Here is a 17,041-nt window from a genome sequence, read left to right on the forward strand (position 1 = left end):
CGTCAGCGCCAAAGTTGAACCGTATTCGCAAACTCGATATCTGTCGCCAATTCACCGTCAAGTGCATGAAGATCGAAATCTTCCCCATCGAGCCATTTTTGGAAGTCGAAGATGACCGGGTCACGGTCTCCACCGAGCGCAAACCAGGTCTCGAGCGTTTCAGGGAAATAAGCAGCCGTATGAATCGTTCCCGCCCAACTCTTGTACAATTCTGAAAAGACGCCCTTGTCGGTGTCGTTCATGAGACGGAATGCGCTCTCCGCATCTTGAATCAAGTGTTGCACGACTTTGATTTCCATCATGCGACGAGTCGAATCATCAAGATGATAGCGATTCTCGTGCTGCAGTAGTTCAAAATGGTTTGTACAGATATTCGATTCCCGTACTTTGATGTCTCGAGGCGTCGCCTCGATTACACGTGTTTTCGATGATTTGTCATGGACGACGTATGTGAATGACCCACGATGCGGAATCTCTTTTAATAAATCGACTGCTTCTTCCACCGTCGCACATGTTTCTAGAATGATTCGTCCAATCATTTGACAGACAAACCCGTCCCCGGGTCGACGACGATTGATGAAATTGTAGCCCATGGCAAGTCCTTTTTCATTCATTCCGTCCATACGTCCGGTGACACGAGAGACCGGTCCGATGACCGCATACCCGTCATCCGGTTGAAAGACGTTGTATCGACCATCATACGTCATCGGGTGATAATCGTAATTTCGAACGAGAAAGTTATCCCCCGTCAAAATCGAACAGCCGCTGATTGGATTGTTGACTCGAAAATGTCCGAAATGAAGTAACGTGTCATTGAGCGACAGCTTCAGCTCATCTTGTAACCCAATCAACTCTTCCCAAATCTTTGGAGCAAATTCAATGAAGGCAGCCTTTGCCTCAGTGGCATCAATCTCAAATCGCGGAACGCGTAGTTTCCACTGATCTGTCCGATTTTCGAGCAATTGACTGCGCTTAATATATTTTCCTTGAAATCGTCCGAAGTCATAATGACTTCCCCGAAACTGTGTCAGTTCACTAGAGAATTGTTGCATGAAAAAACCTCCCTTGCGCCCATTATAGCGGACGCACGAGAGGTCTGTCTGAAGTGAGACTGTTTATAACTTGAACTGTTGACTCATTCGTTGCATGTCCTCTGCCGTGCTCGACAAATCTTTTACGAGACGATTCATCGTCTCACTCGTCGCCGACATCTGTTCCGTCGAAGCAGCCACTTCCTCATTTCCGGCCGTACTTTCTTCTGAAATCGAAGCAATTTCAGACAGTCCATGTTGAATGTGGTCCTGGTTCGTCTTCACTCGATCGAGTTGGCCACGCATCGAACTCGTCAATTGTTGCATGTGACGAACGCTCTGTTCGATTTCAGTGAACGCACGCTTCGTCGATTCAAGTGTCGCTTTCCCTTCCTCTGCAGCCGTCATGCTCTCTGTAAAGGTTTGACCGAGCGCAATCGAGTTTTGTTTGACGCTTCCGACGATTTCCGAAATTTCACTGACAGACTCAGCGACACTATCCGAAAGTTTCCGAATCTCCGAGGCGACGACGGCAAACCCTTTTCCGTGTTCACCGGCCCGAGCCGCTTCAATCGCTGCATTGAGTGCAAGCAAGTTTGTCTGTTGTGAAATTTGACGAATCATCGTGACCAGTTCTGTCACCTCGTCCGCTTGTTGTTCAAAGTCGCGGACTTGTCCTTGTGATGTTTTTACTTGCGCATGAATGTGAGTCATTTGGTCGACGGCACTCTCCATGTAACGTAGACCATCCATCGTCACCCGACTGACGACTTCCGCCTGCTCACTCACTTGTTCACCGTCCGATGTCGTTTGCTCGACAAGCGTCGAAAATTCATTCATATGTCCGTAAAGACGCATCGTCAAGACACTTTGATTCTCGACACCGCTCGCAATCTCTTCCATCGTATAGGCAATTTGGCGAGAGGCATCATTTACCTCTTCTGAGATACCTGAAACGTTGCCACTCTCATCCCGTACCGTCTGTGCCGACGTTTGAATGCCGGAAATCAAATCTTTCAACATGTGTGTCATCTTATCCATCGACACCGTCAGACGTTTGATTTCGTCATTAGATTTTAACTTAATACCCTCAACCGCAGTCGTTGCTGTCGCCAAATCACCTTCAGCAATGGATGTGGCCACACGCTCTAATGCTTGGAGCGGACGCAATTTCCAGCCAAGATAACGCCAGATGATGATTCCCGAAACGACAAGGAGCACGAGTAAACCGATTAAGATTGGAACTAAACTCTCTTTTAAGACATCTCCTGTAATCGCGGAGACCTCAGTAGCAGCTTTATCAATTCCGAGTACCCCAACTACCTCGTTCCCTTGTTTAATCGGGACAAGCACCGTCACATACTTCCCGTACTCCGGATCATCGATGACATCGGTTGCGACGGTCTCACCTTGGAATGCGGGCGTTGCTCCTTCATACGTCATCGCTGTAGTCGGAGAACCAACCTCCGCAGCATCCGCTTCGCTCAATCCGTCCACGATCATTCGAACTTCCTCGCCCTCTGTGGCGATCGTGTATACATACATCGCTCCAATTTGCTGACGATATGCATCTAAGTATTCACGAAACTGCTCATACTGCTCATTTTTTGACGGATTCGCTACGAAGGATGCATAGGCATCGACATCCAAAGATTCACTAATCCGTTCACCATCTTCAATTAACGTCGCATGTAACGTACTGAGTACGGAATGCTTCGTACTGAAGTATTGCACTACTCCAAACAAAATGATGAGCAACGTGACGAAGACTAACATTGATGCTAGAATGCGCGTCTGTAACGACTCTGATTTTTGTTTCATCTCAAAATTCCTCCATTCTCTCCTTACTCTTTTTATCGGATAGAATAGATTTATCTCCACAAAAAAACAGGCGATTTTCGACAACATCGCCTGTTTCTTATTCACCATTTGTCGAATTAATGACTTCGAGTGGTATCGTGACTTCCGATTCACCTTCTTCAACGAGATGGAAGAGTGGAAGTGTCTCTGATACGAACAGATCCGGGTCCACGTCTGTCTGATACTCATACGTCCGAATATCTTCTTCACGTTCTGCAATCAGTTCACCAAATGGAATCGCAACGCGTTCGCCTTCGACCTCATAACTCATGACCGTCGTCGGATCAAGACGACGATTTTCGAGCATTCGAATCGTGAAGAGCATCGTCGTGTTATTCGTTCGTTCAAGAGAAACGGCGATTGCATCGGACTGTCCTGCACGTTTATCAATCATCGTTTCATCCACATTTTGCTCGTAAACGACATTCTCTTCACTCGACTCTTCTGTCTGGAGCTGCTGACAACCCACAATCGTCATCAAGCCAACTAATAATACAATGACTAAAGCACGCATCCCATTTCTCCTTACTTCAAGGCGAAAGTGAGTTCTGCTTCACAAGCAACTTCTCCGTCGACCGTGGCCACGGCATGTCCTTTACCGATTGGTCCACGAATTTTCATGATTTCTACCTCGAGACGAAGTTGATCACCCGGGACGACTTGGCGTTTGAAACGGCAGTTGTCAATCCCTGCAAAAAAGGCAAGCTTGCCTCGATTCGATTCGTCTTTCAACATTGCAAAAGCACCGACTTGTGCGAGTGCTTCAACAATCAAGACACCTGGCATGACATTATAGTCTGGGAAATGCCCGTTAAAGAACTCTTCATTCGCCGTGACATTTTTTAATCCAACAGCACGCTTCTTTTCCTCGACTTCAATAATTCGATCAATTAACAGAAACGGGTATCTGTGTGGGATTACTTCTTTGATTTGCTCAATTGTATACATCCATCCACCGCCTTTAAGAGGTTAGCCAAAAATCGGTGATATGGCGCCAGGTCTCGATGTCAAACACATCTTTCCAATCGCCTCCGCCAATGACGCTATATCCAATGACCGCTCCGAGGGCGAGCATCGCGATTGCCAACACTAAAACAACGAGCACACGCAGTAAGATCGGGAATCGACGATGATTCGACAATCGTGTTCGCTTCTTCTGCTTCGTCTCTTGTTCTGGTGAACCTTTTTGTTCTTCCGAACTCGTCTGTTCATCGTTCGCCACGTCCAACCATCCTTTCAGCTAAAATAATTATATCATATTAGTACCTGGTATTAAAATGCGTAAATTGCTACCTTTTTAGTGTACCCTATGCAGAAAAGTCGAACAAGCATCCTTCCCTGATAGAAGTCGAACGATTTATTTCTTTTCCTTCAAATATGCTACGCTTAAACTATTCAACGTCAGGAGGTTTGTTTATGTGGAAAGAATTTAAAAAATTCGCGATGCGTGGGAATGTCATCGACTTAGCCGTCGCCGTCGTACTCGGCGCGGCCTTCACGGCTATCGTGAATTCACTCGTCAACGATATCTTTATGCCGCTTCTCGGAATCATTATCGGAGGAATCGATTTTTCAAGCTTAAAAGCGAGTATCTTAGGCGTTGACGTTTTATACGGCAATTTCATACAACAGATTGTATCCTTCTTCTTGATTGCCATCGCCCTCTTCTTGATTGTGAAAGTCATCAATCGTCTACAACGCGAGAAAGAAGTCGAAGAAGCTGCTATTCCGACCCCAACGAAAGAAGAGCAACTGTTGACAGAGATTCGTGATCTGCTAAAAGATCGTTCTTTATGAATGCGAAGGCGCCCGACTACTGTCGTGGCGCCTTTTCAATGAGGTGACGCACGCGTTGGACCGCATTCGTCAGCAACCGAGCTGCTTCCCAAATCGCTTCTTCTAACGTCATGATCCGAGACACAATCGGAAAAATGGCGACGATGCCGGACTCCATATGCGATGTGTAATCGGACTGTCCGGTGAAGACGAGGGTCGGGACTCCATGCGTATTCGCAAGGCGTGCCAACCCATACGGTGCCTTTCCCTCAAAGCTTTGCGCGTCAAATTTACCCTCTCCTGTAATCAGCCAATCTGCTTTTTCTAACTGTTCTTCGAGCTTAGACCAACTGACCACTTCTTCGATGCCACTCACGTAGATTGCACCAAGCTGCAATAGCGCAAAGCCGATGCCGCCAGCCGCCCCTGCTCCAGGAAGTGCTCTTCTATCCACTTCAAAACAGTTCGCGTAGTGATTGAGGATCCGGTCATATCGCTTCACTACATCTGCCGCCAATCCTTTCTGGGGGCCGAACACATAGGCTGCTCCACTTTCACCAATCAATGGGTTCTGTACATCGGAAGACATTCTCCATACGACCTCGCGCGCACGCGGATGAAGACCGGACCAATCAATTGATGCCACTTCTTCTAGTCGATGGGGGATGGTCGATAACACAGCACCGTTCGCATCGAGAAAACGAACACCCAACGCCTCAAGCAATCCTTTTCCCCCATCCATCGTCCCGCTCCCTCCGAGCCCGACGGTGATGATCTTCGCTCCACAATCTAGCGCTTGAACGATCTGTTGACCGACTCCGACTGAACTGTAGCGCCACGGATCGACATGAGCGAGGAGTGTCAATCCTGCTGTTTCCGCCACTTCGATTACCGCGTGCCTCGTTGACGGCTCGAAACCAAAACGCGCAACGCGCTGTATTCCATCCAAGCACATGACGTTTTCTTCTATAATGGTCCCTTCCGAATGTGTCGCAATCCAAGCATCCAAAAAACCTTCTCCTCCGTCAGAGATCGGTATGATGGTGACCTCATGTCCTTCAAGCGCACGAAGGACCGCTTGATTTGCTTCCATACTCGAAAGTGAGCCTTTGAATGAATCCATCGCGACTACAATCCGCATTGATGCTTCTCCCCCTTTGTCTATAAAAAAACCGCTTCTCGGCTCGAGAAGCGGTAGGCATTATGGACGTAACGCCGTGACAAGCCCCATCATCTGATCGCTCATCGACATCGCCCTTGAGTTCATTTGATATGCTCGTTGTGTGATTGTCATATCAGTCATCTCTTTCGTCAAATCAACGTTCGATGACTCGAGTGTCCCTTCAATCAATAGATTTCCGAGCGGACGATCGACTTCGGTCTCCAAATCCGCTGCGAACACGTTATCTCCGAGCGGACGTAATTCCGACGTATTGCGGACTTCTACGATGTCGAGACGTCCGAATTCTTGTTCAACGCCATTCACACTCGCAACGACCACACCATCTTGACGAATGCGCTGATTCGTCGCATCGTTCGGCATCGTGATTGGATTACCGTCATCTCCAAGAAGCGGATTCCCGTTCACATCAACGAGCGTCGTCTCGTCACCGACTGACAATTGCATGTTTCCACTTCGAGTCACCCCGACACCGTTCGGCGTGTCCACGACAAAAAATTGACGGCTCGCCTTTAAAAAGACGTCCAATCCACGATCTGTCGTACGTACTTGTCCGATATTGAACTGCTGTGTAATATCGGCGACATGTCCTCCGACTCCAATCCGAATCCCGTTCGGTGTGTCTCGACCGACTTCGAATTCAGGACGCGGTTGGTTGTTATACGCCTGCGACAATAGCGAAGCAAAATGCCCCTGTTGACGCTTAAAGCCGACCGTATCGACGTTTGCGATATTGTGCCCTGTCACATCTAATTGACGCTGGAGTTGAGACAGAGAGTTGACCGAGTTATAAATGGACTGCATGGTGTTCCTCCTTAACGAATACGAGCGATTTCGATTGCCCGCTCGGCACTTTTATCATACGCTTGGACGACCTTTTGATTCGCCTCAAACTGACGATACGTCATCATCAAGTCTGCCATCGTCTGGTCGAGGTTGACGTTCGCTTCTTCAATAAAGCCTTGTAGTACTTCGACCTGGGCCGGCGCCGGGGCATCACCCGTCACACGCCAGTCATTGCCGACTTGTTCAAGAGTCGTCAAGTCATCGATTTGATAGGCACCAAGAGTCGCCACGTTTTGTCCAAGCGATGTGATGACACCATCTTTCCCTACTTGAAACTCGCTCGATGGCAGTTGGATTCGTTCCCCTTCATCAGAAAGGATATATCCGCCGTCCGCAGAACGAAGGAAGAGCGCCTCATCGATAGAGAAGCGTCCATTTGTCGTATACAACGTCTCGCCGCCTTGTTCGACCGCAAACATCGGGGCTCCCGTAAAATCAGTAGGTGCCTTTAAATACAGGTCGGTCGGGCTACCGGATTCTGTGATACTTCCAGCTGAGAAACGGGGCATTGTTTCTTGAAGATAGACACCCATTGATAGGGTACCTACTTCTCCCTTCACGCGCGATTTCGCGTTATCCGGATTGCTGACTTGTGCGAGCAACATCTCAGGGAATGAACGGACCACGCCGTCAGACGCTTTGAAGCCTGGTGTTCTCACGTTACCAAGGTTGTTGCTCAAAATCTCTTGTTGGCGTTGCAGGGCATTCATCGCTCCCGCTGCTGTATATAATCCGCGTAGCATAATCGTCTTCCTTTCATCCTATAACATGATTCACTTTCTATATCGTACCAAACGAGCGTGACATTCACCGTTTTTTCAAAAAAAGTTCATCCCATAAATTAGGATGAACTCTCTTCATTGACATGGTCGACCATCGGTAACTCGACAATCATCGTCGTTCCTTCTCCTAGTTGAGATTGAACAGAGATGGTACCACCATGCAGTTGAACGATTTCTTTACAGATTGCTAAACCTAATCCGGTTCCACCAATCCGTTTACTTTCTTCCGATGCCGAACGATAAAATTTATCAAAGATTCGTGCTGCATCTTCTTCCGAAAGTCCTAACCCTTCATCCGTGATCCCGATTTGAATCGTGTCATCTTCACACGTGACATCGACTGTCACATTCCCACCGCGTGGAGAATACTTGATGGCATTGTTCAGGATGTTCGAGAAGACTTGACGTAATTGGGCCGGATCTCCCGCGACGAATAGCGATTCGTCACAATCAAAGTGGAAGAAATGATGCTCCGTCGATCCTGCGTGGATTTCGAGTAGATCTGATAATAAATCATATAGACTCTCTACTTTAAAGTCAGGTACGCTCATACCCGCCTCCATTTTTTGAACATCTAGCAAGTCACTCACGAGTCGTTCGAGCCGCTTTGTCTCACTCGCAATCATGTCTAAATAGCGCTCTCGCTTCGTATTTTCCAATTGACGACTTTTGAGCAGTTCTGAAAAACCGAGAATCGAGGTAAGGGGCGTCCGAAGCTCATGGGATACTGTCGCCACAAGTTCTGTCTTCAAGCGATTGATTTCTGTTTCCTGGGTAATATCTCGTGAAACGAAGATGACACCTACACGTTCATTTTGAAGATCAATCGGTTCGGCGTACATGCGAATCGTTTTCTGACCTTCCTGCATCGTATACGTATACGTTTCATCGAATATACCTTCTTCTTTTGCACGTTTTGTGAATTGATTCAACTCCTCCGGATCGTCAATCTGGTTCATGAACATCGGATAGTACATCGCAATCGGGTAGAGACTGCCCCGTTCTGTTGATGGAAGTGGATGCTCATACAAGTCAAAGAGTGCACTATTCACGAACCGTTCATTCGTCTCGAGTTCCGTGTAGACGATGGAGTCACGCATCGTGTGCAAAATTCGAGCGGTCTTCTCCCGTTCGAGTTCGACTTGATCTTGTTGGCTCCGAAGTGAGGTCGCCATCTCATTAAACGCTTTCGACAACTGTCCGACTTCGTTTTGCAGTGGTTTAATCGGGATGAGTGTCGCGCTCGGATTGTTCGCGAGACGCTCACTGTTCACCATCAGCGTCTGCAGTTGATTGGTCAACCTTAAAATATATGGCTGCAACCCGACAAACAATATGAACAATGCCCCGAGTAGAATCAAAAGCCACATCCATTGGGCTTTCACTAACTGTTTTGACAGCGCATCTCGCAATTCACTTTCTTGAAAATCAAGATTTTGTCGATAGTCGGTAAAGACCGACTCCATATCGACAATGCTCGCACTCATATCGGCCGCACTACTTGAGTTCAGCTTAAATCGCGTTTGAGTCGACGTTTCATTTTTCGGCATGAATTGCCCTACGGTGCGCATCTGCAGGAACGATTCATCGATTTCTCCTGCCTGCTTCGCAATCACATACTGCTCAAGTGCCGGCATGACGCGTGTCGTATAAATCGAGAAGAGGAGTCGCGCATCTTCTGCGAACTGTGCTTCTTCTTCATTGCTTGCCTGTTCTTCGAACCAGGTCGTTTGCTCGTCGATATTCGTTTGAGCTGTTCTTACTTCTTCTAATAGCGCACGTTCTCCTAACAGGACGTGCCCTCGTAATTCATATTGCATCGATTGCCACGTTTCAAACAGGTCTGTCGCCCGTGCACGTTGCTCACTGATTCGTTCTAATTTTACGGTCGTCTCTTGAATCGATTGCTGTGTATAAAAATAGGTCCCAATCGATGTGAGCGTCACTAAGGCAATCAATATATAGAAAATCGTCATAACTTGTCGACTAATGCGTTGTTCAATCCAACGTTTCATGGAATGCCTTCTTCCTTCACTCTTAGAATGCCTCACTTCGTACGGTGAATGACTTTTTCTGTTCAAACAAAAAAAGTTCGGGTACGATGATGAGACGGAGAGTCACTTCAAAAATTCATTCACCTATTAGGAAGAATAACGGAATGACCTCACAAGAAACTCACAAAGATTGAAGGGAATGTGTTCATGACGCGTAATCGAATGACGTTTATCCTCATCCTTGTGATGTTGGTTGGCGTCAGTCTCACTTTATTGATTCGACATCAGTCAATCAATCCGATCGTCACCGTTAACAAGGGCGAAGCTTCTCTTCTCTCTTCTACTGTCGACGAAGAGATTTTGCGACTAGACGGCTCATGGCGCTATGAGTCAGGAATTGTCACCCAAGTTGATCGCCGCTCCTATCGAACCATTCCATTTACGACGCCTTATCGGGCATCCACATATGAACTCGATCTCACGTTGCCGAACGGTACGTATGCCTTGCTCATTCCAAAGTCCCTCTCCTCTTCTACGATATTGATAGATGGGAAAATCGTTGAAACGATACAATTTGGAAACAATCGTCTCGTCGAGCAGCCGTCTCTGCTCTTGCTCGATGATGAGACAAAACAATTCCGACTGACGATTCAACATGAACGACAGGCAGGTAATTCCGCACCCATCGAAGAAAGTATATTGGTCGGACCGTTACATGCCATCATGACCACTCAAAATGCTTATGCCGGTTACGAATTTTTCATGTTGCTCATTTCACTTTTGATTGCCATGTTCTATGCCATTGTCTATCTCTTTCACCGAAATGAACGGTTGTATGGTTTCGGGACAGCCTTCTTTTTGTTGACGAGTTTTTCAATCATGTCCCGAGATGGCATGTGGATCTCGGGTAGTAATAAGTTGACGTTAAGTTTAGCCTTACTGAGCATCATCATGCTGATCGAGTTTTCACGATGCTTGGAACGTGTGTCATTTGACCGTTTTTTGGCCATTTCGAGATACCCACTGTATGGATTGACTGTACTAGCCATCTTCCTGCCCTCTTCCGTTTACGAGGTGTACGAATATTTTGTATGGATTATCGTTTTATTTATCACGTTCTTCTGGATCGGATTGAATATTGGATGGCTCCTTGAAAAGTACAAGACAGGTAATCCACTCGAGTTACTAACTTTCACGCTCGCCCAACTCGTCGGGTATATCGGAATCATGACGTCGACGTTCATCGTCTCGCCTAATCAGCAATTGTACTCCAATACGTTTACCATCATCTATTTCCTATTGATGTTTTTACTTCTACCGATTCATTTGTCTACCGACAAAGGGAAGAAACAACAAGTTGAAGCGTTGGCTTCGCAGCACGAGATGTCCTTCTTTAACGCGCAAATCAAACCTCACTTCCTTTACAATACGTTTGGAAATGTGATTGCACTCTGTTATACGTCACCACCTGAAGCGGCTCGTCTACTTAGTCACTTGAGCACATACGTCCGCTATATTTTTGAGAATGGTCGAGCCGAAAATGAGATTTCCATTCGTCAAGAAGTCGATATGATCGACTCTTACCTCGCCATTGAACAGACACGGTTTCGTGATTCGTTCTACGTCAAGAAAGAGATTAATGAGTCTCTTTTGGACTGTTCAATTCCACCCTTATTGATTCAACCACTCGTTGAAAATGCCGTGCGACATGGTCTCTATCGACACCCAGGACAAAAGCGATTGACACTTTCTATCCAGGAACGAAATGGAATGATCGAGATTTTTGTTCAAGATACAGGGAGTGGTTTTGATCCAAACGTATCAAACAAAACATCTGGGATTGGGATTTGCAATATTAAAAGTCGAATCGAACACCTCCCTGGTGCAACGTTTGACTTAGCTTCCACTTTGAAAAAAGGCACCACCATTCACCTGCGTTTACCAAAACAGGAAAGGACGAATCATTTAGATGCGTACGATTTTAATTGAAGATGAACATCATATTTTAGGGATGATGGAGCGGATTGTAAAAGAAGAGCCGTCTCTTGAGTGGGTTGGTTCGTTCCAAAGTCCGGTTCAAGCTCTCACTTTTATTCAAGAGCACCCGGTCGACCTCGTCTTTTTAGATATCGAAATGCCTGAAATGACGGGGCTCGAATTGGCGACCTATTTGCCAGAACGGACACAAGTCGTCTTCACGACCGCCCATCAACAGTATGCCGTTGAAGCGTTCAATTTGCATGCCACGCATTACTTGTTGAAGCCGATCACAGAGCAGATGATTCATAACGTCATTCCACGTATTGTGCAACGTTATGAATCCATTCAGCAAAAAAATGCACATCAATCGTGTCGCGTTCAGCTCCTTGATCGATTTTCGGTACGAACGCAAGATGGGAATCTTGTGAAGTGGCCAACACAAAAAACAGAGGAGTTATTTGCCTACTTAGTTTTTCATCGTAAGCAGGTCATTAATAAGTGGGTGCTTGCCGAAACCCTTTACCCGGACATCGATGAACCACAACGCGCCTTACACAACATATACAACACGATTTATCGATTGAAAAAGACGTTAGCTGAACATGAACTCGATATAACTGTTAATACAATAAATAATGGCTATTCGATCGAACTTGGTGATTCCTGTGCCTGTGATTATTACGATTGGCTTGATGCACCAAATCCTTCAATTTCTAAAACAGACTTAAAAAATCGTTTATTTGTTGATAAAGACTATACATGGCATTGAAAAAGGCATCTCACAATTGAAGTGAGATGCCTTCTTTTTATTGTATCCATCGAACGTTCTCTATTAGCGCCCAGTAAACCCTCCGTCAACGTGAAGATGTTGGCCATTCACCCATGCGCCGTCTGGGCCCATCAAGAAAGCGACGAAGCGAGCCGTATCTTCAGGCGTCCCCATTCGCTTGTAAGGAAATAATGGTAGCAAGTGTTCGCGAAGTTCGTCATTGATCCACCCCGTATCCGTCGGGCCCGGATCGAGCGCATTCACCGAAATGCCGTGTTCACCTAATCCGTTCGCCAACGCAGGTGTGATGGCAATCAATGCACCTTTCGTTGCGATGTAGGCCAGGTTGTTCGCATCCGGTCCACCCGAGACGAAGAACAGGATTCGCCCGTCTTGATATCCCGCTTGTTTATAGCGCTCCATAAACGCAAAGGTGAGCCCGAGTGTCCCTTCGTTATTCACCATATAATGCCGTCTCAATACGTCGGTTGTAAAGTTCTCAACGTTGACATGTCGCTCATAGGTCGCGTTATGGATTAGCCTGCTCGGTATACCAAGTTTAGCTTCCATTCGATCAAGTAATCCGACCTCGTCTCCTGAAGCCAAATCGTATGCCTCATGCTCGACACGGGTCCCTTCTTCAGTCAGTTCTTGAACCAATCGTTCGATGAAGCCAATTTCTTCCCCGACTCCGTCGGTCGCATCAAACGGACTCCAGTGTGTCAAATAAAGGTCGTGCCCTTCATGTGCTAGTTTTCGTGCAATCGCAGCCCCGATTCCTTGATGGCGGCTGACGCCCGTAATGAGTGTAAGTGGTTTGTTCATCATGTCCTCCGATTCTATTTGATTATTCTGTTCAGTCCATTAGTGAATCGGTGCCATCATGATTCCCCTCTCATTGATTAATGATTCTATTATATACAATTTTTCCCACGAATGACCTATATATTCGTATCCTCTTTAGATATGATGGACATATATGATTCATCACATCGGTATTGGGAGGCGCTTACTTGAAAAAGTTAATCATAACGACATTTTGTACATGGATATTGAGTGCTTTGCTCTATGCTGCCTTGACGGATGAATCATTTGTCACGCTTACCCAATCCGTCGACGTCAATCAGAACGTGTTGGAGCGCTACTTGACAACTCAAGTCATGTCTCCTCATTTCGGTGGGGATGTTTATGCCAGCTATCAAATCCTCGGGACGAGTACGACTCGACAGGAAGTGTATGTATGGGTGCTTCTACAAGAATATTATCCTAACCATCAACAACTTGAGCGAGGGACCGGAATATCTGCTCCAATCGTCTTACACATTGACCATTCCTCAGGAGTCTCTCGGATTGTCAATCATACGTTACCTCGAGATGGCTCATATTATCCTAGCGACTTACATACCCTATTCCCATTACATATTTCTATCGGCTTAATGTCTCACCCAACAGGACTTACCAACCGTCTCCAACGTCAACTTGAATCAGAGTTACCCCTTCCTGTTTCAAATACATATTGAAAGGATGAATCCCATGAGCCTCATTCAACAAATCAAACAAATCTACATCCCTGTCAAAGAGTTAGACCGTGCCGTTCAATTCTATCGAGACACGCTTGAGGTACCCTTTCTCTTTCAAGCAGGATTGCTCGCATTCTTCGACTGCGGTGGCGTACGCCTCATGTTATCCCCTCCTGAGAATGATGTATTTGCAAAATCAAGTCCAATCCTCTATTTGAGTATCGCATCCATCGATGACGCTTATGCTCAGTTGAAAAATGCAGGAGTGACTTTCATTGATGAACCACACTGTGTGGCAAAAATGGATACGACAGAAACATGGATGAGTTTCTTTAAAGACTCTGAAGACAACGTGTTGGCACTTCTCTCTGAGGTGTCGAGTTGAATATACAAAAACAAGCGACCGCTCGCGCGGTCGCTTGTCTGTTTATTTCAATCGATCTAAGTTTTCGAGCATGATTCCCGTTCCGTGCGCGACACTGAGTGTCGGCTCCTCGGCCATCATGACCGGCAACATGACACGTTCTGCGACAAGTTGATCAAGACCGTGAAGGAGTGACCCCCCACCTGTCATGATAATTCCGCGGTCGATGATATCCGCCGCAAGTTCTGGCGGTGTCTGTTCAAGGACACGTTTCGCTGCTTCGACGATTTCATTAGCTGATTCAGCCATCGCTTCACGAAGTTCTTCTGACGTGATGGTCACCGTACGTGGCAATCCACGTACCATGTCACGTCCGCGAATATCCATCGATTCGTTACGTCCTCCTGGGAACACCGTCGCGATTTCTTTCTTGATTTGCTCAGCCGTACGTTCTCCGATGATCAGCTTGTGCTTCTCTTTGATGGCACGAAGGATGTCTGTATCGAAGCGATCCCCTGCAATCTTGATGGTTTCACCGCAGACGATGTCTCCCATTGATAAAATGGCGACGTCGGTCGTCCCACCACCGATATCGATGATCATGTGACCGACCGGTTTCCAAATATCCATGCCTGAACCGACTGCTGCCGCTTTTGGTTCGACGGCGAGGAAAACTTCCTTCGCGCCTGCTTTCTCAGCAGCTTCACGAATGGCTTTTTCTTCAACCGGTGTGACGTTCGCAGGTGTACAAATCAGCATGCGAATTCCCCCGAAGAAGCCTCGGACTTGAATTTTCTCGATGAAGTGACGGAGCATTTCTTCTGTTGTGGCGAAATCGGCGATGACTCCGTCACGGAGAGGACGGATCGCCACGATATCACCAGGTGTACGACCAACCATCTCATACGCTTCTGAACCGACTGCTAGTACTTTTCCTGTAGAGCGCTTTATCGCAACGACTGAAGGCTCGTCTAAGACGATTCCTTTCCCTTTGACGTGAATGACAACGTTTGCTGTCCCTAAATCAATCCCGATATCTTTTGAAAACATGATGTATAGGTTCCTCCGTTCGATTCTTCATTGAAAAGAGCGAGAAGAGTCTCTCCTCGCCCTCTCATTCGTGCTCGTTTCTTAGTTCTGAACCATTTCTTCAGCAACTTCGACAGTTCCTTCAATACGTTCGATGTCAGCACCGAGTGCTTGAAGTTTCTTGTGGAAATCAACGTATCCACGGTCGATATGATATAAATCTCCAACGCGTGTTTCTTCTTCCGCGATGAGACCTGCTAGAATAAGTGCTGCTCCGGCACGAAGGTCCGTTGCGACAACTTCCGCTCCTTGAAGGCGTACGCCACCTTTGACGATTGCCGAACGTCCTTCAATCTTAATGTCTGCGTTCATACGGCGGAACTCTTCGACGTGCATGAAGCGATTCTCAAACACCGTTTCCGTGATGACAGAAGTGCCGCCCGCTTTCAAGACGAGTGCCATCATTTGTGACTGCATGTCTGTCGGGAATCCTGGGTGTGGCATCGTCTTCACATCAACCGGCTTCAATTCGTCTGGTGCCGTGACACGCATGCCTTCTGCCGTATCCTCGAAGTGGACACCCATCTCTTCCATTTTTGAAATCAATGGACGAAGGTGCTCACGTTCTGCACCGATGACTTCGATGTCACTACCTGTGATCGCACCAGCAACGAGGAATGTGCCTGCTTCGATGCGGTCTGGAATAATCGAGTGTTCTGCACCGCGAAGTGTTTCTACACCTTCGATGCGGATTGTTTCTGTACCTGCACCGCGAACGTGTGCGCCCATTCCGTTTAAGAAGTTCGCAAGGTCGACGATCTCAGGTTCTTTTGCAACGTTCTCGATGATAGTCGTACCCTCTGCAAGCACAGCTGCCATCATGATGTTCTCTGTCGCACCAACAGATGGGAAGTCCAAGTAGATTTTAGCGCCTTGGAGACGGCCTTCTACAGAAGCTTCTACGAATCCGTTTCCGATGACCGTTTTCGCACCCATCGCTTCGAATCCTTTTAAGTGGAGGTCAATCGGACGTGAGCCGATTGAGCATCCGCCTGGCATCGCTACACGAGCGTGACCGAGACGGGCAAGAAGAGGTCCCATGACGAGGATTGAAGCACGCATCTTCCGCACGTACTCAAGCGGTGCTTCATCTTTGATGTCGCCCGACGCATCGACAGTTACTTCATTCTTTTCTTCATTGAACGATACCTCTGCACCGAGGTGACGAAGTACTTTGTTAATCGTGTACACGTCAGCAAGACGTGGTACGTTTTGTAAGATTGACTTTCCTTCGCTAGCTAATAGAGTGGCAACCAATGTTTTGAGTACGGCGTTTTTTGCTCCCTCAACGCGCACAGTACCTGACAGTTTACGTCCTCCACGGACTACGATCAAATCCTTCATATCTCTCTTTGTCCTCCAACTTCATTGTTTTTTTATATAGTGCGTCGATATCCGAATCCGGATGTGATGATGTCGATTATTTGAATGGTTTGCAAAACGTGATGATTTTTCATTCATTAATCAATCTGAATAATAAATAAGTGCAAATTGAATGAAAAAAACATCATGTCAGACGAATTTATCCTACATGATAATCATATAGGAGTCGTTACAGCAGGATTACAGTTTGTTAAATATTCTGCGACTACTGTATAGGTGCGAGCGCCTGCGCCAGTCGAATATACTCCAAAAAGAACTGGGCAATCAGCGAACCGAAGACAACCGCTACGAGGACGCGCAAGACAGCAGCTTGCGGACTCCTCACTTGATTGAGCACCTTGTCCCATTTGACGGGTAAGAGTGCCCACCAAGCAACGTAGATCGCTATGATATAAATCGCTAGCGAAAATACGGTATTGACCATCGACGATTCCCCTCTTTTCTAAAATTCGTACCATTTTCAATCA

The 17,041-nt window shown here is 46.8% G+C and carries 18 protein-coding genes; 5 read left to right on the top strand and 13 right to left on the bottom strand.

What is annotated here, in order from left to right:
- Positions 1 to 2: 2 nt before the first annotated feature.
- The 5 genes from EAT1B_RS06400 to EAT1B_RS06420 all read right to left on the bottom strand — a co-directional run bounded on the left by EAT1B_RS06400 (position 3) and on the right by EAT1B_RS06420 (position 4,113).
- Positions 3 to 1,052, bottom strand: coding sequence for a C45 family autoproteolytic acyltransferase/hydolase (locus EAT1B_RS06400; protein ID WP_012727335.1), 1,050 nt, complete (start codon positions 1,050 to 1,052; stop codon positions 3 to 5).
- A gap of 63 nt (positions 1,053 to 1,115) precedes the next feature.
- A complete protein-coding gene (locus EAT1B_RS06405; protein ID WP_012727336.1) occupies positions 1,116 to 2,852 on the bottom strand; it encodes a methyl-accepting chemotaxis protein in 1,737 nt (578 codons plus the stop codon).
- A 97-nt stretch (positions 2,853 to 2,949) separates the two neighbouring features.
- The gene (locus EAT1B_RS06410) at positions 2,950 to 3,405 is read right to left on the bottom strand and encodes a hypothetical protein (RefSeq protein ID WP_012727337.1); all 456 of its coding nucleotides are present in this window, start codon (positions 3,403 to 3,405) and stop codon (positions 2,950 to 2,952) included.
- A gap of 11 nt (positions 3,406 to 3,416) precedes the next feature.
- A complete protein-coding gene (fabZ, locus tag EAT1B_RS06415; protein ID WP_012727338.1) occupies positions 3,417 to 3,839 on the bottom strand; it encodes a 3-hydroxyacyl-ACP dehydratase FabZ in 423 nt (140 codons plus the stop codon).
- A gap of 13 nt (positions 3,840 to 3,852) precedes the next feature.
- Entirely contained in the window at positions 3,853 to 4,113 is a 261-nt protein-coding gene (locus tag EAT1B_RS06420) for a DNA-directed RNA polymerase subunit beta (RefSeq protein WP_012727339.1), read from the bottom strand.
- Between the two features lie 194 nt (positions 4,114 to 4,307).
- Between EAT1B_RS06420 and mscL the strand changes: the two genes are divergently transcribed.
- A complete protein-coding gene (mscL, locus tag EAT1B_RS06425) occupies positions 4,308 to 4,688 on the top strand; it encodes a large conductance mechanosensitive channel protein MscL (protein WP_012727340.1) in 381 nt (126 codons plus the stop codon).
- Positions 4,689 to 4,704: 16 nt separating this feature from the next.
- Here mscL and EAT1B_RS06430 read toward each other — a convergent pair whose 3' ends face one another.
- The 4 genes from EAT1B_RS06430 to EAT1B_RS06445 form a co-directional block, all read right to left on the bottom strand.
- Positions 4,705 to 5,808: a glycerate kinase gene (locus EAT1B_RS06430; RefSeq protein ID WP_012727341.1), complete on the bottom strand. Its 1,104-nt coding sequence runs from the start codon at positions 5,806 to 5,808 to the stop codon at positions 4,705 to 4,707.
- 60 nt (positions 5,809 to 5,868) lie between these two features.
- Positions 5,869 to 6,651: a flagellar hook-basal body protein gene (locus EAT1B_RS06435; protein ID WP_012727342.1), complete on the bottom strand. Its 783-nt coding sequence runs from the start codon at positions 6,649 to 6,651 to the stop codon at positions 5,869 to 5,871.
- A gap of 11 nt (positions 6,652 to 6,662) precedes the next feature.
- Complete coding sequence (locus tag EAT1B_RS06440; protein WP_012727343.1) at positions 6,663 to 7,436, bottom strand: flagellar hook-basal body protein; 774 nt, start codon at positions 7,434 to 7,436, stop codon at positions 6,663 to 6,665.
- A gap of 98 nt (positions 7,437 to 7,534) precedes the next feature.
- Entirely contained in the window at positions 7,535 to 9,490 is a 1,956-nt protein-coding gene (locus EAT1B_RS06445) for an ATP-binding protein (protein ID WP_012727344.1), read from the bottom strand.
- A 186-nt stretch (positions 9,491 to 9,676) separates the two neighbouring features.
- Here EAT1B_RS06445 and EAT1B_RS06450 point away from each other — a divergent pair, with 186 nt between their 5' ends.
- Together EAT1B_RS06450 and EAT1B_RS06455 are read left to right on the top strand one after the other, a co-directional pair.
- Positions 9,677 to 11,458 (top strand): sensor histidine kinase, encoded by a 1,782-nt coding sequence (locus tag EAT1B_RS06450; protein WP_012727345.1) that lies wholly within the window; start codon positions 9,677 to 9,679, stop codon positions 11,456 to 11,458.
- On the top strand, positions 11,439 to 12,218 hold the full coding sequence (locus EAT1B_RS06455; protein ID WP_012727346.1) for a response regulator: 780 nt from the start codon (positions 11,439 to 11,441) through the stop codon (positions 12,216 to 12,218). The genes EAT1B_RS06450 and EAT1B_RS06455 overlap by 20 nt, the downstream gene beginning before the upstream one ends.
- Positions 12,219 to 12,281: 63 nt before the next feature.
- Here the strand turns inward: EAT1B_RS06455 and EAT1B_RS06460 are convergent, their stop codons facing one another.
- Complete coding sequence (locus EAT1B_RS06460) at positions 12,282 to 13,043, bottom strand: SDR family oxidoreductase (RefSeq protein WP_012727347.1); 762 nt, start codon at positions 13,041 to 13,043, stop codon at positions 12,282 to 12,284.
- A 188-nt stretch (positions 13,044 to 13,231) separates the two neighbouring features.
- Here EAT1B_RS06460 and EAT1B_RS06465 point away from each other — a divergent pair, with 188 nt between their 5' ends.
- Together EAT1B_RS06465 and EAT1B_RS06470 are read left to right on the top strand one after the other, a co-directional pair.
- Positions 13,232 to 13,738 carry a hypothetical protein gene (locus tag EAT1B_RS06465; protein ID WP_012727348.1) on the top strand — a complete coding sequence of 169 codons (507 nt, stop codon included), beginning with the start codon at positions 13,232 to 13,234 and terminating at the stop codon, positions 13,736 to 13,738.
- A gap of 13 nt (positions 13,739 to 13,751) precedes the next feature.
- Complete coding sequence (locus tag EAT1B_RS06470; protein ID WP_012727349.1) at positions 13,752 to 14,123, top strand: VOC family protein; 372 nt, start codon at positions 13,752 to 13,754, stop codon at positions 14,121 to 14,123.
- Positions 14,124 to 14,165: 42 nt separating this feature from the next.
- Here the strand turns inward: EAT1B_RS06470 and EAT1B_RS06475 are convergent, their stop codons facing one another.
- The 3 genes from EAT1B_RS06475 to EAT1B_RS06485 form a co-directional block, all read right to left on the bottom strand.
- Positions 14,166 to 15,152, bottom strand: a complete 987-nt coding sequence (locus EAT1B_RS06475) for a rod shape-determining protein (RefSeq protein WP_012727350.1) — start codon at positions 15,150 to 15,152, stop codon at positions 14,166 to 14,168.
- Between the two features lie 81 nt (positions 15,153 to 15,233).
- On the bottom strand, positions 15,234 to 16,535 hold the full coding sequence (gene murA / locus EAT1B_RS06480) for a UDP-N-acetylglucosamine 1-carboxyvinyltransferase (RefSeq protein WP_012727351.1): 1,302 nt from the start codon (positions 16,533 to 16,535) through the stop codon (positions 15,234 to 15,236).
- Between the two features lie 244 nt (positions 16,536 to 16,779).
- Positions 16,780 to 16,998, bottom strand: a complete 219-nt coding sequence (locus tag EAT1B_RS06485; protein ID WP_012727352.1) for a DUF1146 family protein — start codon at positions 16,996 to 16,998, stop codon at positions 16,780 to 16,782.
- Positions 16,999 to 17,041 lie beyond the last annotated feature (43 nt).

Origin of the sequence: Exiguobacterium sp. AT1b (assembly GCF_000023045.1) — a bacterium.
Taxonomy (GTDB): Bacteria; Bacillota; Bacilli; order Exiguobacteriales; family Exiguobacteriaceae; genus Exiguobacterium.

Bases quoted from the DNA above. Each gene is read 5' to 3' on its own strand.
- EAT1B_RS06485 (WP_012727352.1), bottom strand. From the start codon at position 16,998: ATGGTCAATACCGTATTTTCGCTAGCGATTTATATCATAGCGATCTAC.
- EAT1B_RS06400 (WP_012727335.1), bottom strand. From the start codon at position 1,052: ATGCAACAATTCTCTAGTGAACTGACACAGTTTCGGGGAAGTCATTAT.
- EAT1B_RS06475 (WP_012727350.1), bottom strand. From the start codon at position 15,152: ATGTTTTCAAAAGATATCGGGATTGATTTAGGGACAGCAAACGTTGTC.
- EAT1B_RS06460 (WP_012727347.1), bottom strand. From the start codon at position 13,043: ATGAACAAACCACTTACACTCATTACGGGCGTCAGCCGCCATCAAGGA.
- murA (WP_012727351.1), bottom strand. From the start codon at position 16,535: ATGAAGGATTTGATCGTAGTCCGTGGAGGACGTAAACTGTCAGGTACT.
- mscL (WP_012727340.1), top strand. From the start codon at position 4,308: ATGTGGAAAGAATTTAAAAAATTCGCGATGCGTGGGAATGTCATCGAC.
- EAT1B_RS06455 (WP_012727346.1), top strand. From the start codon at position 11,439: ATGCGTACGATTTTAATTGAAGATGAACATCATATTTTAGGGATGATG.
- EAT1B_RS06435 (WP_012727342.1), bottom strand. From the start codon at position 6,651: ATGCAGTCCATTTATAACTCGGTCAACTCTCTGTCTCAACTCCAGCGT.
- EAT1B_RS06405 (WP_012727336.1), bottom strand. From the start codon at position 2,852: ATGAAACAAAAATCAGAGTCGTTACAGACGCGCATTCTAGCATCAATG.
- EAT1B_RS06430 (WP_012727341.1), bottom strand. From the start codon at position 5,808: ATGCGGATTGTAGTCGCGATGGATTCATTCAAAGGCTCACTTTCGAGT.
- EAT1B_RS06445 (WP_012727344.1), bottom strand. From the start codon at position 9,490: ATGAAACGTTGGATTGAACAACGCATTAGTCGACAAGTTATGACGATT.
- EAT1B_RS06450 (WP_012727345.1), top strand. From the start codon at position 9,677: ATGACGCGTAATCGAATGACGTTTATCCTCATCCTTGTGATGTTGGTT.
- fabZ (WP_012727338.1), bottom strand. From the start codon at position 3,839: ATGTATACAATTGAGCAAATCAAAGAAGTAATCCCACACAGATACCCG.
- EAT1B_RS06470 (WP_012727349.1), top strand. From the start codon at position 13,752: ATGAGCCTCATTCAACAAATCAAACAAATCTACATCCCTGTCAAAGAG.
- EAT1B_RS06410 (WP_012727337.1), bottom strand. From the start codon at position 3,405: ATGCGTGCTTTAGTCATTGTATTATTAGTTGGCTTGATGACGATTGTG.
- EAT1B_RS06440 (WP_012727343.1), bottom strand. From the start codon at position 7,436: ATGCTACGCGGATTATATACAGCAGCGGGAGCGATGAATGCCCTGCAA.